Annotated in this window: 13 protein-coding genes and 1 riboswitch; of the genes, 8 read left to right on the forward strand and 5 right to left on the reverse strand. The window is 60.1% G+C overall.

From position 1 onward, the window contains the following. A complete protein-coding gene (gene xseA, locus ACR0BZ_RS03080) occupies positions 1–1,485 on the reverse strand; it encodes an exodeoxyribonuclease VII large subunit (RefSeq protein WP_480919419.1) in 1,485 nt (494 codons plus the stop codon). Positions 1,486–1,561: 76 nt separating this feature from the next. On the opposite strand from xseA, the gene purD reads away from it, so the two are divergent. Further along, positions 1,562–2,830, forward strand: a complete 1,269-nt coding sequence (gene purD / locus ACR0BZ_RS03085) for a phosphoribosylamine--glycine ligase (RefSeq protein WP_480919420.1) — start codon at positions 1,562–1,564, stop codon at positions 2,828–2,830. Positions 2,831–2,909: 79 nt separating this feature from the next. Here purD and ACR0BZ_RS03090 read toward each other — a convergent pair whose 3' ends face one another. Both ACR0BZ_RS03090 and ACR0BZ_RS03095 read right to left on the reverse strand, forming a co-directional pair. Then, positions 2,910–3,653: an FG-GAP repeat domain-containing protein gene (locus ACR0BZ_RS03090; protein WP_480919421.1), complete on the reverse strand. Its 744-nt coding sequence runs from the start codon at positions 3,651–3,653 to the stop codon at positions 2,910–2,912. Next, a complete protein-coding gene (locus ACR0BZ_RS03095; protein ID WP_209504265.1) occupies positions 3,653–3,976 on the reverse strand; it encodes a 2Fe-2S iron-sulfur cluster-binding protein in 324 nt (107 codons plus the stop codon). The genes ACR0BZ_RS03090 and ACR0BZ_RS03095 overlap by 1 nt, the downstream gene beginning before the upstream one ends. A 128-nt stretch (positions 3,977–4,104) precedes the next feature. On the opposite strand from ACR0BZ_RS03095, the gene ACR0BZ_RS03100 reads away from it, so the two are divergent. Together ACR0BZ_RS03100 and ACR0BZ_RS03105 are read left to right on the forward strand one after the other, a co-directional pair. Further along, entirely contained in the window at positions 4,105–4,476 is a 372-nt protein-coding gene (locus ACR0BZ_RS03100; RefSeq protein WP_480919422.1) for an OB-fold nucleic acid binding domain-containing protein, read from the forward strand. 240 nt (positions 4,477–4,716) lie between these two features. Beyond that, the gene (locus tag ACR0BZ_RS03105; RefSeq protein WP_480919423.1) at positions 4,717–5,214 is read left to right on the forward strand and encodes a hypothetical protein; all 498 of its coding nucleotides are present in this window, start codon (positions 4,717–4,719) and stop codon (positions 5,212–5,214) included. A 186-nt stretch (positions 5,215–5,400) separates the two neighbouring features. Here the strand turns inward: ACR0BZ_RS03105 and ACR0BZ_RS03110 are convergent, their stop codons facing one another. Next, positions 5,401–6,237 (reverse strand): class I SAM-dependent methyltransferase, encoded by an 837-nt coding sequence (locus ACR0BZ_RS03110; protein WP_480919424.1) that lies wholly within the window; start codon positions 6,235–6,237, stop codon positions 5,401–5,403. Between the two features lie 76 nt (positions 6,238–6,313). Beyond that, positions 6,314–7,012 (reverse strand): glutathione S-transferase N-terminal domain-containing protein, encoded by a 699-nt coding sequence (locus ACR0BZ_RS03115; RefSeq protein WP_480493443.1) that lies wholly within the window; start codon positions 7,010–7,012, stop codon positions 6,314–6,316. A 123-nt stretch (positions 7,013–7,135) separates the two neighbouring features. Next, positions 7,136–7,213, forward strand: a riboswitch (SAM riboswitch). 61 nt (positions 7,214–7,274) lie between these two features. Between ACR0BZ_RS03115 and metZ the strand changes: the two genes are divergently transcribed. The 5 genes from metZ to ACR0BZ_RS03140 all read left to right on the forward strand — a co-directional run bounded on the left by metZ (position 7,275) and on the right by ACR0BZ_RS03140 (position 13,819). Next, positions 7,275–8,465 (forward strand): O-succinylhomoserine sulfhydrylase, encoded by a 1,191-nt coding sequence (metZ, locus tag ACR0BZ_RS03120; protein WP_480919425.1) that lies wholly within the window; start codon positions 7,275–7,277, stop codon positions 8,463–8,465. A 246-nt stretch (positions 8,466–8,711) separates the two neighbouring features. Beyond that, entirely contained in the window at positions 8,712–9,815 is a 1,104-nt protein-coding gene (gene folE2, locus ACR0BZ_RS03125; RefSeq protein WP_480481445.1) for a GTP cyclohydrolase FolE2, read from the forward strand. Between the two features lie 283 nt (positions 9,816–10,098). Next, positions 10,099–10,737, forward strand: a complete 639-nt coding sequence (locus ACR0BZ_RS03130) for a hypothetical protein (RefSeq protein ID WP_480919426.1) — start codon at positions 10,099–10,101, stop codon at positions 10,735–10,737. 59 nt (positions 10,738–10,796) lie between these two features. Beyond that, positions 10,797–12,245: a TrkH family potassium uptake protein gene (locus ACR0BZ_RS03135; protein ID WP_480481441.1), complete on the forward strand. Its 1,449-nt coding sequence runs from the start codon at positions 10,797–10,799 to the stop codon at positions 12,243–12,245. Continuing rightward, entirely contained in the window at positions 12,245–13,819 is a 1,575-nt protein-coding gene (locus ACR0BZ_RS03140) for a 5-guanidino-2-oxopentanoate decarboxylase (protein ID WP_480919427.1), read from the forward strand. The genes ACR0BZ_RS03135 and ACR0BZ_RS03140 overlap by 1 nt, the downstream gene beginning before the upstream one ends. Positions 13,820–13,844: the final 25 nt, after the last annotated feature.

Here is a 13,844-nt window from a genome sequence, read left to right on the forward strand (position 1 = left end):
TTAGAACAACGATCCCTGATCTGGTGCATCCGGTTTGGATTTCCGGTTGGGCTGCTTTGCGGCTGTCCCGGCGCCAAGGATGCCATCGGCGAATTCGATGTCCAGCGCTGTATGTTTTGCGGCCTCGGCTTTGGTCGTGATGACATTCCCATCTGCGCGGACCACGGCATATCCGCGTTCCAGCGTCGCCTTGTAGCTGAGCGTTTCGCGCAGGCGGTCGGTGGCCTCAAGCTGATGTTTCAGACGATCCAGCCGCGTGGTCTGCGCCGCGTTCATCCGATCAGCAAGCCGGGCAAGGTTTTGCGCGTGCTGGCCGATCTCGCGTTGAAGCGGGCGCAGGGACAGGCGCGACGACAGGTTGCGCAGTGATTCCTGCCGGGCCGAGACCAGAGTGCGCAGAGTTGACGGGCGCAGATGGGCCGACAGTTCCACCACTTGCAGGCGACGGTTTTGCACTCCTCGTGTCAAAGCCGGGGTCAAGCGATCCGCAATCAAATCAAGGCGTTGCCGGGGGGAGTTCAACAGGCTGTCCGGGCGCGGCAGGGCGCGGGACAAATCGCGCAGCCTTTGCGAACGGCGCTGCACCGCGTCCGTTGCCGCGCGCGACAAGCGGGCGCCTTGCTCGCCGGTCCAGGCGAGCAGTTCGATGCGGACCGGCACGGCCAGCTCTGCCGCAGCTGTGGGTGTTGGCGCGCGGCGGTCCGAGACGAAATCGATCAGGGTCGTGTCGGTTTCATGCCCAACGGCCGAAATCAGCGGTATGTCTGATGCGGCGGCGGCGCGCGCGACACTCTCTTCGTTGAAGCCCCAAAGATCTTCGATCGACCCACCGCCACGGGCCACGATGATCAGGTCAGGACGGGGCAGCGCGCCACCGGGTGTCAACTGGTTGAACCCTTCGATGGCGCGGGAAACCTCGGGGGCGCAGTTTGCGCCCTGCACGGCCACCGGCCAGATCAGCACCTTGCGCGGGAACCTGTCCCGAAGCCGGTGCAGAATGTCACGGATCACCGCGCCCGAAGGCGATGTCACGACGCCGATGATCTGTGGCAGATACGGCAGGGGCTTCTTGCGCTCGGGCGCAAACAAACCTTCGGCCTCAAGCTGTTTCTTGCGCTTTTCCAGCAAGGCCATGAGCGCGCCCTGACCAGCGACCGCAACTTCATCGACATTCAGGTTGTATTTGGATTGCGCGCCAAAAGCGGTCAGGCGACCGGTGACGACTACCTCCAGCCCTTCCTCTGGCACGACCGAGAGGCTGGAAACCTGACCTTTCCATGTCGTGCAGGCCAAAACGTTTCGGTCGTCCTTGATGTCGTAGTACAGGTGCCCGGACCGGGCCTTGAACACGCGCCCGACTTCGCCGCGCACGCGGATTCGCCCGAACGCGCCTTCCAGCGTGCGCTTCACCTCGCCCGAGACCTCGGAAACCGTGTATTCAGGGGTGTTTTGGCCCGGAATCGGGTCATCAAGCAGGTCGGACATTTCAGCGCCTTGTTTCAAATGCTCACCCAGCTTAGAACGCCGCGCAGGCGAGGCCAAGCAGATCGGAGACGACCCCATGAACATCCTTATTCTCGGCAGCGGCGGGCGCGAACACAGCCTGGCCTGGGCGGTGATGCAAAACCCCAAATGCGACCGTCTGATCGTGGCGCCGGGCAATGCCGGGATCGCTCAGATCGCGGATTGTGCCGCTCTGGATATCGAAAACGGCGGGGCCGTTGTCAGCTTTGCCGAGGAAAACGCGATTGATTTCGTGATTGTCGGCCCCGAGGCCCCCTTGGCCGCCGGAGTGGCGGATCGCCTGCGCGAAGCCGGGGTGCTGGTTTTCGGACCGTCCGCCGAAGCGGCCCGGCTGGAAGCCTCAAAAAGCTTTACCAAGGAAATCTGTGACGCGGCACATGCGCCCACCGCTGCCTATGCGCGGTTCACCGCGCCCGAACCCGCCAAGGCCTATATCCGCGAACAGGGAGCGCCCATCGTGGTCAAGGCCGATGGTCTGGCCGCGGGCAAGGGCGTGATCGTGGCCATGGACGAAGACACGGCGCTTGACGCCATTGACGACATGTTCGGCGGTGCCTTTGGTGGCGCGGGGGCCGAGGTCGTGATCGAAGAGTTTATGGACGGCGAAGAAGCGTCTTTGTTTGTTCTGTGCGACGGCCAAGACATCCTGTCCATCGGCACGGCACAAGACCACAAGCGGGTGGGTGATGGTGACACGGGCCTGAACACCGGGGGGATGGGTGCCTATTCTCCCGCGCCGGTTCTGAGCGCGGAAGTTGAAGCGCGTGCGATGGAAGAGATCGTGCGCCCCACCATTGCCGAGATGAAGCGCCGGGGCACGCCGTTTCAGGGAATTCTCTATGCGGGGCTGATGATCAAGGACGGCCAGCCGCGCCTTGTGGAATTCAACGTCCGTTTTGGGGACCCGGAATGTCAGGTCCTGATGATGCGTCTGGGCGCGCAGGCGATGGACCTGTTGCATGCCACCGCCGAAGGGCGGCTGGGCGAGATGCGGGTCAACTGGGCCGATGATCACGCGATGACGGTCGTGATGGCGGCCAAAGGTTATCCGGGAACCTACGAGAAGGGCACGGTCATCAAAGGATTGGACGGCTTGCCCGAGGACAGCAGCAATATGGTGTTTCATGCGGGCACAAGCGAGGCTGCGGGGCAGGTGCAGGCCGTCGGCGGGCGCGTTCTGAACGTGACCGCGCGCGGAAAAACGCTGCAAGAGGCGCGCGACCGGGCGTACCAGATGGTTGATGCCGTGGATTGGCCCGAAGGGTTCTATCGCAGCGATATCGGCTGGCGTGCTTTGGAGGGATGATCGGGCAGGGGGCTTTGCCCCCCTCGGCCTTTCAACCGCTCATCCCCTCAGGATATTTATGGCCAGATGAAGAAGCGGATCAGCAATTCAAGGCTAATGTGAGATTGTCGCGCTGTTTGAGCGGACCGAGGTCCGTCAGATGCCAGCCATCCTGATAGGAAACACGGATGATCCGCGACCAGTCTGCGCTGGCGAGGATCATTTCGGGATGGTCGCCACAGCTCCTCAGGCCGCCGGAAATGAAATCCTCACCGATCTTGTGGTTGGTCAGGCCGGGCAGAGCAGCGATTTCGGTCAGTCCACCATCTTTGAAGCGCCAGATGCGCAGGGTTTTGGCCAGGTGGGGGCGATCGATATAGGCGATCTCGATATTGCCGTCACCATCCAGATCAGCAGCACCGACCGGGGCGAGCCAGCGGAATCGTGCGCCGATATGAGGTGTGGCTGCGATTTTTTCTCCAGCGGCGTTGTAGATCGCAAGCTGAGCGCCGGTTGTGTCCTGCGTTTCAACGACAATTGTTTCAACCGCGCCGTCCCTGTCGATGTCTGCCAGACGCGGCGCGAGGTCTTCGAATACACGGTCCTGTGGCAGGCGAACCGTTACGACTGTGTCATTGACCACAAGTTCTAGCGCGCCGTATTCGATATTGTCACCCAAAACGCCATGCGCGTATCGCGTGGTTGGTTCCGCGAAGCGGGCGTCGGTGATGGTATCCGCCGCGACGGCGATTGGCAGCGCGCACCACAGGCCAATAGGGAGCAAAGCGCTGCGCACCCGACATTGCCACAGGCGGGCGGGCTGACGCGGCGCTTTGTTGGGCATCAGATCTGCTTTTCGGGCATCTGGACAATCAGGCCGTCCAGCGCGTCGGTCACCTTGATCTGGCAGGTCAGGCGCGAGCGGGCCGGGTCGGGCTCATAGGCGAAATCCAGCATGTCTTCTTCCATGTCGTCCTTGGCCGGGATCTTCTCGACCCAGTCGGGGTGGACATAGACATGGCAGGTCGAGCAGGCGCAGGCACCGCCGCAATCGGCCTCGATGCCGGGAATATTGTTGTCACGGGCCCCTTCCATGACGGTCAGTCCGTTGGCGACCTCGACAGTGTGCTCGGTACCGCCATGCTCGACATAGGTGATCTTTGCCATTGCGTGCGTCTTCCTTTTGCGATGTTCGAAACCTTCCTTAGTGAAGGGAGTTAGGTGTTTCCAGCCTCATTTGCGACTCCTTACGCCGTGTCTGGACTTTCCTGTATTTTTGTTCTATTTTTGTTCCTATGCTTATTGCCCCTTTTCACCGCGCGGTTTCAAACCGGGACTGGCCGCGACCGCCGTCCTGTTTGCCCTCCGCCCAGCTGGAGGCCCCGCCCGAAGGGGCGCGTGTGGCCGTGGCCGGGCTGGTGATCCTGCGGCAGCGGCCGGGGACGGCCAAAGGCGTGATCTTTCTGACGCTTGAGGATGAGACCGGGGTCGTCAACGTGGTGGTCTGGCGCAAAATCTACGAACGCTTCCGCCGTGCGGTGATCTCGGGGCGGTTGCTGAAGGTGACAGGCCGGATGCAGCGGGCGCATTCGGTGACCCATGTAATCGCGGAAGAGATCGAGGATATCTCGGACATGCTGGACCTGCTGGTGCAGGGGCAGGGTTAGATCTGTCGTGCGGATCAATCCGACATAGTCCATCGCAGTGCCGCAAACCCGCGCCTGAAGAACGGGCGATATGTTTTCTTTGCCTCAAATGCGCGTTTAAGGCGCTTTTCCGCCACTTGAACGCGGGATGGTCGACTCTCCGGCGCCGGGCGCGTAGTGACACGCATCTTTGCGCATCGGCTTGCGTCAAAGCTCGGGCCGGATTGCGCATCACTCAACGTCTTTTCAGAGTCAGTTCGGATGCCCAACGCAACACACCAAGGATCGCTCGAAAAAACCGTCTCACGGGACGAAAGCCGGATTTCCGACCGTCTGGCAGAGCTCTCGGAACTCACGCGTTCAGCGGGATATGTTCATACCGCCCGAATGATCGATGAGGCGCTAAGCGCTTATTCCTTCGAACGCAGACAGGCTGAGACTGCAAAAAGGCTTCGGTCAGAGTTGCAGCAACTCAAGCGGATTGAGGCGTCGCGCTCGTCTGACGAAACGGATCGAAAGCCGCATTTGGTTCCGAACTTTCGGTCCCGGCGGTCGGCAAAACCCGATGGGATGCTGTTCGACAGGGCCGAGCGTTCTGACGGCGCAGCCCAGAAAGCCGGGGCGCGCAAAGGGCAGGCCGCATTTGTCCTGACGACCCGGATGCGTGTTGACGGGCGGAACGTTGCAAGGCTGCGCAATGGGCACTGGACAGGAATTTCCATGTCTTTCCCCGCGGAACCTGAATTCCAGTTTCGCTGACAGGTCGCCCGGCGCCAAGGATCCGCCGCCGGGGGCGTTGCAGGGCAGGATTCAGAGGGCAAACTAGGTAACCAATGCGATCGCGGAAAGGATCGAGGATATTCCGGGGATACAGGATGTTTTGGTGTGGGGGAGAGGGTTAGTCCGCTTTGCGGGACAAAACGGACTTCGACAGAATAACGGCTGCTATTCAGCCTCTGCCTGCACGATCGCGATGGCCACTGGTACGCGATATATATTCTTGTCGCGGAAAATAGCGCTTACCGCATCGGTTACTTGATCCCGAATTGCTTCAATCACTTCCGGCTTCTGACCCTTGATAAGCTGGGATGCCGCAACCGTTGCCGTTAGGAAAATATCGAATAATTCACCCGGTTCATCCAAGAGCCAATGCGTCGTGACATTTTCATGGGAAACCATGCGCAAGCCAGATGCCTGCATCATCGCCTTCGCTTCGTCGGGCCGCGCAAAAGCGAAAAGGTCCGGCTGAGGGGGGGCATCGGAAAAATCTGCATTCGTCTTTATCGCTCCAAACACAGTTCCGAATGCCGGAGAAACATCTGGGGCCGCCCAAGTTGCCATCAAGAAACGGCCCCCGGTACGCAGCACTCTGTTGATTTCATCTAACGCTTTCGGTTGCTCAGGTAAGTGCATCATACCAAAGTTGCAGACCACCTGATCGAATTGGCCGTCAGCGAAAGGAAGTGCTGCGGCGTCACCTTGCTGAAGAACAGCATCTGGTGCGGTCTCAGCTGCTAAGGCAAGCATTACTTCCGAAAAGTCTAAGCCAGTAACACGTGAACCCGCCTCGCTAAGCATTGCGGTCAAGGCGCCTTGACCGCAACATAAATCAAGAACCGACATTCCTTTTGGCGATCCACGATTGATCAACTCTTGGGCCGCATAGTCCGTGACAGGGCCAAACTTTCTTACATAAGCGGAGACAATGCTCTCGTCGGCCCAGCCGAGGCGCTCGCGGGCTGCGAATTCGCCAAAATCTTGCATATTTCCCCCGTCCTCCATCTGGCATCCTCATAGGCAGTTGAATGATAGATGAAAACAGAGAGGTCAGCTACGGCCTCAAAGCAGCCCATAAGTCTTACCGCTTGAACAAAACGCTCTGCGCCTGCTTGTCCCGGTGATCCCCTCGCAACTCGGCATACAACGCGCGTCCGGCCTGAACGGCTGGGCGGGCGCTGACGGTCTCCAGCCAGCGGGCAAAGTGCGGCTTGTCCTCCAGCACCTGCTGCTGGCCTTCCCACAGGCTGGCCCAGCCCCAGATCGACATGTCGGCGATGGAATAGAAATCGCCCGCGACATACTCGTTTTCGGCCAGCCGCCGGTCCAGTACGCCGTACAGGCGCGCGACCTCGGCGCGGTAGCGGTCCTTGGCATAGGGCAGGTCCTGTGGCGGGTCCAGTTGCGGGGCGTATTTCAGGAAGTGATGCGCCTGACCCGCCATCGGGCCAACGCCTCCCATCTGCCACATCAGCCATTCCTCGACCGCGATCCGGTCGCGCTCGGTCCTGCCATAGAACCGCCCGGTCTTGCGGGCCAGATACATCAGGATCGCGCCGCTTTCGAAAACCGAAATAGGTGCGCCGTCCGGCCCGTCGGGATCGACGATGGCGGGCATCCGGTTGTTGGGCGCGATCTTCAGGAACCCGGGGTCGAACTGGTCACCCTTGCCGATATTGATCAGATGGGTGGTGTAGGGCAGCTCCATCTCCTCCAGGGCGATGGAAACTTTCCAGCCATTCGGTGTCGGCCAGAAATACAGATCAATCGGGTCAGCCATGTGTTCTCCTGATGTTGACGGGGATCATGCGGGTTTCTGCCGGTTCGGCAAGTACCGCTTACGAAAGCGTGACCGAACCGCAGGCCGGGCTTGACCGAGAACCGCCCGAGGCGTATTGCGATCCTGAAGCTACGTGGCGATTTGTTACCGGATTGCGGGCCACGCTAAACAACACCGCTAAAAGGTCAGGATGAAAGACCCCTTTCGCTTGGCCGCGTCTGGGGTTTTTTGTTTGCCTCCACCCGAGGCTGAAAGGATTGAGATGAGCGAGAACTGGAACAAACGCACCCAAGCCGTCCATGGCGGCATCCGTCGCAGCCAGTATAACGAGGTGAGCGAGGCGATTTTTCTGACGCAGGGTTTCGTCTACGAAAACGCTGAACAGGCCGAGGCCCGGTTTCTGGAATGTGGCCCGGACGAGTTCATCTATGCCCGTTACGGCAACCCGACCGTGTCCATGTTCGAGCAGCGCATCGCGGCGCTGGAAGGCGGCGAAGATGCGTTTGCGACGGCCTCGGGTATGGCCGCCGTCAACGGCGCGCTGACCTCGATGCTGAAGGCCGGGGACCATGTCGTTTCGGCCAAGGCGCTGTTCGGCTCGTGCCTCTATATCCTTGAAAACATCCTGAGCCGCTATGGCGTGGACGTGACCTTTGTTGACGGCACCGATCTGGAACAGTGGAAGGCTGCGATCCGCCCGGACACCAAGGCCGTTTTCTTTGAATCCATGTCGAACCCCACGCTTGAGGTGATCGATATCGCCGCCGTGGCCGATCTGGCCCATGCGGTCGGAGCCGTTGTCGTGGTGGACAACGTGTTCTCGACCCCGGTGTTCTCGCGCGCGATCCAGCAGGGTGCGGATGTGGTCGTCTATTCAGCGACCAAGCATATCGATGGGCAGGGCCGTGCGCTGGGCGGTGTGATCATCGGAACCAAGGACTTCATCCGAGGAACCGTTGAACCCTATCTTAAGCATACCGGCGGCGCGCTGAGCCCGTTCAATGCGTGGATCATGCTCAAGGGCCTTGAGACGATGGCGCTGCGGGTCAATGCACAGGCCGAAAGCGCGCAAAAGATTGCCGAGGCGCTGGAAGGGCACCCGGCATTGGAACGGACGCTTTACCCCGGTTTGAAAACCCACGCCCAGAACGCACTGGTTCAGACCCAGTTGGGCGGCAAGGGCGGGACTGTGCTATCGTTGGACATCAAGGGCGGCAAGGATGCGGCGTTTGCCTTCCTGAACGCGATGACCATCCCGGTGATTTCGAACAATCTGGGCGATGCCAAATCCATCGCGACGCACCCGGCGACAACAACGCACCAGCGTCTCAGCGACGCGCAGAAGGACCAGCTGGGCATTACACCGGGCCTGATCCGCTTTTCCGTCGGGCTTGAGGATGCCGGTGACTTGCTGGCCGACATTCAGCAAGCGTTGGAAGCCTCGCAGAAATAAACCAAAGCCCCCCGCGCCCTTTTCGTGCGTGGGGGGCAGGTTGCCTGCCCACGCGGCCATTTTGTTTCGGGCGGCTGACAGGCGTGCCACCCGCTGTTCCCACCTTCAAAAGGCGCTAACTGTTGCGAGATGACGGTTTTGCGCCGGATTTTTCAATCCGGGCTGCTATTGCCGACGTATCGGGTTAGACTGGTAATAGACCATCAGTCATATATAGTCCGACGACCAACCAAGGAACCGCCGCTGATGAATGTTCACCCGCGCGACATTGATGAAAAACCGGATCGGGACAAGGCCGCCGAGGCTTTGAACGTTCTGCGGCAATGGGCCAAATCTGCCTCGGAAGCCGAGATAAACCAGCTTGACCCGGCTGTGGCCCGGCTGCTGCCCGGTTTGGCAGCGGGCAACTATCCGCCTTTTTCGCGCGCTTACCCCGATGACTTTACCGTCGATGCGGCGTACCGCGCATCCTTGCCGGATTTGCAGAACGGCCCGTCCAGCCTGATCCGAGGGGCCAAACAGCAGATTCAACATGTGGGTATTTCGAACTTCCGCCTACCGATCCGGTTCCACCGGAAAGAGGGCGAAGACCTGACGCTGGAAACCTCGATCACCGGTACCGTCAGCCTTGAAGCCGAGAAAAAGGGCATCAACATGTCCCGGATCATGCGGTCTTTCTACAAACATGCGGAACGGACCTTCAGCTTTGAGGTCATGGAATCCGCCCTGGACGATTACATGTCCGATCTGGACAGCTTTGACGCCCGTATCCAGATGCGCTTTTCCTACCCGGACAGGATCAAAAGCCTGCGCTCGGGCCTTGAGGGGTATCAGTATTACGATATCGCGCTGGAACTGGTCGAACAGAACGGTGTGCGTCAGAAGATCATGCACCTTGACTATGTCTATTCCTCGACCTGCCCCTGTTCGCTGGAACTCAGCGAACATGCCCGGTCGATGCGTGGTCAGCTGGCGACGCCGCATTCGCAGCGCTCCGTCGCGCGGATTTCGGTTGTCGTGGATTGCGATGCGGATTGCCTGTGGTTTGAAGACCTGATTGCGCTGTGCCGCCGTGCGGTTCCGACGGAAACGCAGGTCATGGTGAAGCGCGAAGATGAACAGGCTTTTGCCGAATTGAACGCAGCTAATCCGATCTTCGTCGAAGATGCCGCGCGCCTGTTTTGTGCCGAGTTGCTGGCAGATCATCACGTCGGTGATTTTCGCGTTGTCGCAAGCCATCAGGAAAGCCTGCACAGCCATGACGCCGTGTCGATTCTAACCGAAGGCCCAACCTTCGCCGCGTCCAGCCTTGACCCGAAACTGTTCACGACCCTGTTTCACGTTGGCTGAACGTCTCGGGTAAGTGGCTAGAATTTAATCAGAGATTTACCTGATCGGCGCTCATTCGCCGCAGCGCAGCAAAAATGCTGCAATTGCGCGAAAAACTCCTGTATCCTGACGGGGAATGCAGCTTCGGCACACCGGCGCGCTCAATGGTGTGTCACCCGAAAGGAAGCCGAGACGTGAGACGCCTTGGACTGCAAGACCCCAACCTCCGCCCGGACCACCCGAGCGGGCAGGGCGCTTTACCCTCACTCTTCTGGCTGCATCGTTTTTACAGGAGATCTATGGAATGAATCCGATTACCCAACCACTGGAGCTTCAGGCCGCGGCTATACGCATGGCTGGCTATGCGATCGTCAACCAGATCAAGATTGCACAGATCATGACCCGTTCGGCGCTTGAACTGCCGATGGTGCCGGTCCACGCCCTGCATCTGGCAGCATCAGCACCGGGTCCAGTGGTGGAAGCTCCGGCGGAAAAACCGGCGGCCAAACCCAAACCTGCCGTGGCGCGCACGAAACGCGTACCGGTGAAATCATCAACGCCCAAGAAAAAGCTGGCCCGCAAACCTGCACCGGCCAAGCCGGCGGCCAAACCGGTCGAGTTTTCAGCCAGCCCGCGGCCCAAGGCGGCACCCCCGGCGGCAGCCAAACCGACACCAGCGGTTAGTGATGAAAAAGCAGTAAAACCTGTTGAATCCGCGGCGACACCTGCGACCGAAAGCGTGTCGCCCGTAACGCCCAAGCCCGCCCCTGCGACACCGGCGCCTGTTCAGGCAGCGCAGGTCAGGCCGACACAGGCCGATCCTGCCCCGGCCAAGGTGCAGGCGAAACCAGCCCCGGCGACGGAACTGCGCAAACCGCAGGCGCGAAAATCACGCGCCCCGTCCAAACCGCCTGTGATGCCCGGAACAGATGTCAAAAACTGACAGGTAAACCGGGATCATCTGCTTGACACGGTCGGGTTGGCACGCCAACCCTGCGCGTCATGATGGATCTTCGCCCGGTCGGATATGTGATTGGCTTGCTGGTCGCCATTCTTGGGGCGACCATGCTGCTGCCTATGCTCGCGGACCTGATCGAGGGGCGCGGCGAATGGCCGGTATTTCTGGAAAGCGCCATTATCACGACGCTGACCGGGACCGTTCTGGCGATGAGCTGCTCGAACGGTGTGGGCGAAGGGCTGACCATCCGCCAGACCTTCCTGTTGACAACCGGTGTTTGGGCGGCGCTGCCCCTGTTTGGGGCAATTCCGTTTCTGTTCGGTGAAACCGAGCTGCGCTTTGTCGACGCGTATTTCGAGGCGATGTCCGGCCTGACAACAACAGGTTCAACGGTGATTTCCGGGTTGGATACCCTGCCGCAGGGGCTATTGCTGTGGCGTGGTATCCTGCAATGGCTGGGGGGTATCGGGATCATCGTTGTCGCCATGGTGTTCCTGCCCGAATTGCGTGTCGGCGGCATGCAGATCTTCCGCTCGGAAGGCTTTGAAACAATGGGTAAAATCCTGCCTCGCGCGCAAGAGATCGCGGGTCAGATTTCGCTCATCTATGTTTTCCTGACACTGGTTTGCGCGCTGGTTTACGCCGGTCTGGGAATGAACTTTTTCGATGCGCTGGTACATGCGTTGACAACGCTTTCGACCGGTGGGTTCTCGAACTATGACGCCTCGTTCGGAACCTTTTCGGGCCCCGCCGAATATGCGGCGTCGGTGTTCATGATATTGGCGGCGCTTCCTTTTGTGCGCTATGTCCAGTTGGCAAACGGCCATACAGCGTCCTTGTGGAAAGACAGTCAAATTCGCGCGTTTCTGGCGACCATTCTGGTTCTGGTCATCATCATGTCGATTTTCCTGACATCGGTCTTTCCGCATCACTGGGAACAGGCGTTTCGGGAATCTCTGTTCAACATCACCTCGATCATCTCGGGCACCGGCTATGCCAGTGTCGATTACATGGGTTGGGGCAGCTTTCCGATCATGATGTTCTTCCTGATCGGCCTGATTGGCGGCTGCGCGGGTTCGACCGCATGCTCGATCAAGATATTCCGCTACCAGCTGCTATTCGCCTCGATCAAAAGTCAGATCAAACGGATCAGGTCTCCGCATGGCGTGTTCGTGCCGCTCTATGATGGGCGGCCCGTGGGGCAGGGCATTCTGACCTCGGTGATGAGCTTTTTCATGTTCTTCGTCCTGTCGATGGGCGTGCTGTCCTGGGCGCTGGCGCTGACCGGCCTGGACTTCATCACAGCCGTTTCCGGGGCAGCGACCGCGCTGGCCAATGTCGGTCCCGGTCTGGGCGATCAGATCGGACCAGCGGGCAATTTCGCAAATCTCAACGACACGGCTAAATGGTTGCTGACAATCGGGATGCTGGTCGGGCGACTCGAGCTGTTGGCCGTTTACGCGATCTTCACTGTTCAATTCTGGAGAGGCTGATGAAAAGACCCCTTGGCGCGCAGATTTCGCATATGCTCAAGGATCGTGGCGTGGACGTGATTTTTGGTATACCCGGCGTTCACAATCAGGAAATGTATCGCGGCATGGAAGAGGCTGGCATCCAACATGTTCTGGCCCGTCACGAACAGGGGGCGGGGTTTATGGCCGATGGGTATGCCCGCGCAACCGGCAAGCCGGGGGTTGCCTATGTGATCACCGGGCCCGGCCTGTGCAACATCATGACGCCGATCGGGCAGGCCTACAGCGACTCGGTGCCGATGCTGGTGGTGTCGTCCTGCCTTGATGAAACACAGGCGCTGCGCGGCCAGTTGCACCAGATGAAGGACCAGCGCCTTGCGGCCGGAACCGTTGCACACTGGTCGGCACAGGCCAACACCGCCGAGGCCGCCTATGCGCTGGTCGAACGCGCCTTTGAAGAATTCGAGCTGTCGCGCCCGCGCCCCAAGCACATTCAAGTGCCAATCGCGCAGTTGCAGGCCGAGGCTGACCCGGCACCTTTCCCCAACCAGCCTGCGTTGCGCACCAAGGCGTTGCCGCCTGACGTATCGCCGGTTGTCTCGATGCTGAACCTTGCGCGCAGGCCGCTGTTCATTCTTGGGGGCGGTTGCAAGTCCAACGACTGGCGGCAGATTCTGACACAGCTTGGGGCTGCATGTTTTACTACATATGCAGGGCGCGGGCTGCCGGGCGCAAACTATCCGCTGGATTTCGGCGCGTCGCTGCCGCGCCCAGGCAGCGCCGAGGTTATCGCCTCGGCGGATCTGGTCATCGCGGTCGGCGCCGAATTGGGCGAGGTCGATCTGTGGCGCAGCGACCTTGGGCATTCGTCAACGCTGATCCGCGTTGACCTTGATCCCGAAGTCCTGTCGGACCACCATCGCGCCGCGATCAAACTGCAAACCGACAGCGAAAGCTTTGCCCGCGCCTTGTGGCAGGCGACCGAAAACCTGAAACCGGCAACCGGCTGGTCGCCCGACGAAATATCCGAAACCCGCGCCCGGTGGCGGGCCGAGGTGGATGCCGAACGGCCCGGAATTGCAGCAGTGGCCGATGCGCTGCGCGCCGCGATGCCCGCTGATACCATGATCTATTCCGACATGACCCAATTCGCCTATGTCGCGAAAGAGGTGTGGGACATGGCCTACCCGCATCACTGGCACCATCCGACCGGGTTCGGAACGCTGGGCTATGGTTTACCGGCCGGAATTGGCGGCGCGGTGGCACGGCGCGGCAAACCAACTGCGGTTATCGCCGGGGATTACGGGTTCCACTATACGATGCAGGAACTGGGTGTTGCGGTCGAACTGGGTTTGTCGCTGCCGATCATCCTGTGGGACAATGGCAAACTGAAAGAAATCGAAGACAGCATGGTCCGCAGCCAGATCGCGCCCAATGCAGTGGTGGCGCATAACCCGGACTTCTGCAAGCTGGCCGAGGCTTTTGGCGCGCGCGCCTCAGCCCCTTCATCTCTGGCTGAGATGCAGAGCGCGGTTCGCGCGGCGTTCGATGCACCTGTCCCGACCTTGATCCACGTGACCCCGGACATTCTGTAACAAATAAAAGCGCCGCAGGTTCATG

It is taken from the genome of Ruegeria sp. P8 (assembly GCF_056534665.1).

Excerpts from the sequence above, each read along its gene's own strand:
- xseA (WP_480919419.1), bottom strand. The coding sequence starts at position 1,485 with ATGTCCGACCTGCTTGATGACCCGATTCCGGGCCAAAACACCCCTGAA.
- purD (WP_480919420.1), top strand. The coding sequence starts at position 1,562 with ATGAACATCCTTATTCTCGGCAGCGGCGGGCGCGAACACAGCCTGGCC.
- ACR0BZ_RS03090 (WP_480919421.1), bottom strand. The coding sequence starts at position 3,653 with ATGCCCAACAAAGCGCCGCGTCAGCCCGCCCGCCTGTGGCAATGTCGG.
- ACR0BZ_RS03095 (WP_209504265.1), bottom strand. The coding sequence starts at position 3,976 with ATGGCAAAGATCACCTATGTCGAGCATGGCGGTACCGAGCACACTGTC.
- ACR0BZ_RS03100 (WP_480919422.1), top strand. The coding sequence starts at position 4,105 with ATGCTTATTGCCCCTTTTCACCGCGCGGTTTCAAACCGGGACTGGCCG.
- ACR0BZ_RS03105 (WP_480919423.1), top strand. The coding sequence starts at position 4,717 with ATGCCCAACGCAACACACCAAGGATCGCTCGAAAAAACCGTCTCACGG.
- ACR0BZ_RS03110 (WP_480919424.1), bottom strand. The coding sequence starts at position 6,237 with ATGGAGGACGGGGGAAATATGCAAGATTTTGGCGAATTCGCAGCCCGC.
- ACR0BZ_RS03115 (WP_480493443.1), bottom strand. The coding sequence starts at position 7,012 with ATGGCTGACCCGATTGATCTGTATTTCTGGCCGACACCGAATGGCTGG.
- metZ (WP_480919425.1), top strand. The coding sequence starts at position 7,275 with ATGAGCGAGAACTGGAACAAACGCACCCAAGCCGTCCATGGCGGCATC.
- folE2 (WP_480481445.1), top strand. The coding sequence starts at position 8,712 with ATGAATGTTCACCCGCGCGACATTGATGAAAAACCGGATCGGGACAAG.
- ACR0BZ_RS03130 (WP_480919426.1), top strand. The coding sequence starts at position 10,099 with ATGAATCCGATTACCCAACCACTGGAGCTTCAGGCCGCGGCTATACGC.
- ACR0BZ_RS03135 (WP_480481441.1), top strand. The coding sequence starts at position 10,797 with ATGATGGATCTTCGCCCGGTCGGATATGTGATTGGCTTGCTGGTCGCC.
- ACR0BZ_RS03140 (WP_480919427.1), top strand. The coding sequence starts at position 12,245 with ATGAAAAGACCCCTTGGCGCGCAGATTTCGCATATGCTCAAGGATCGT.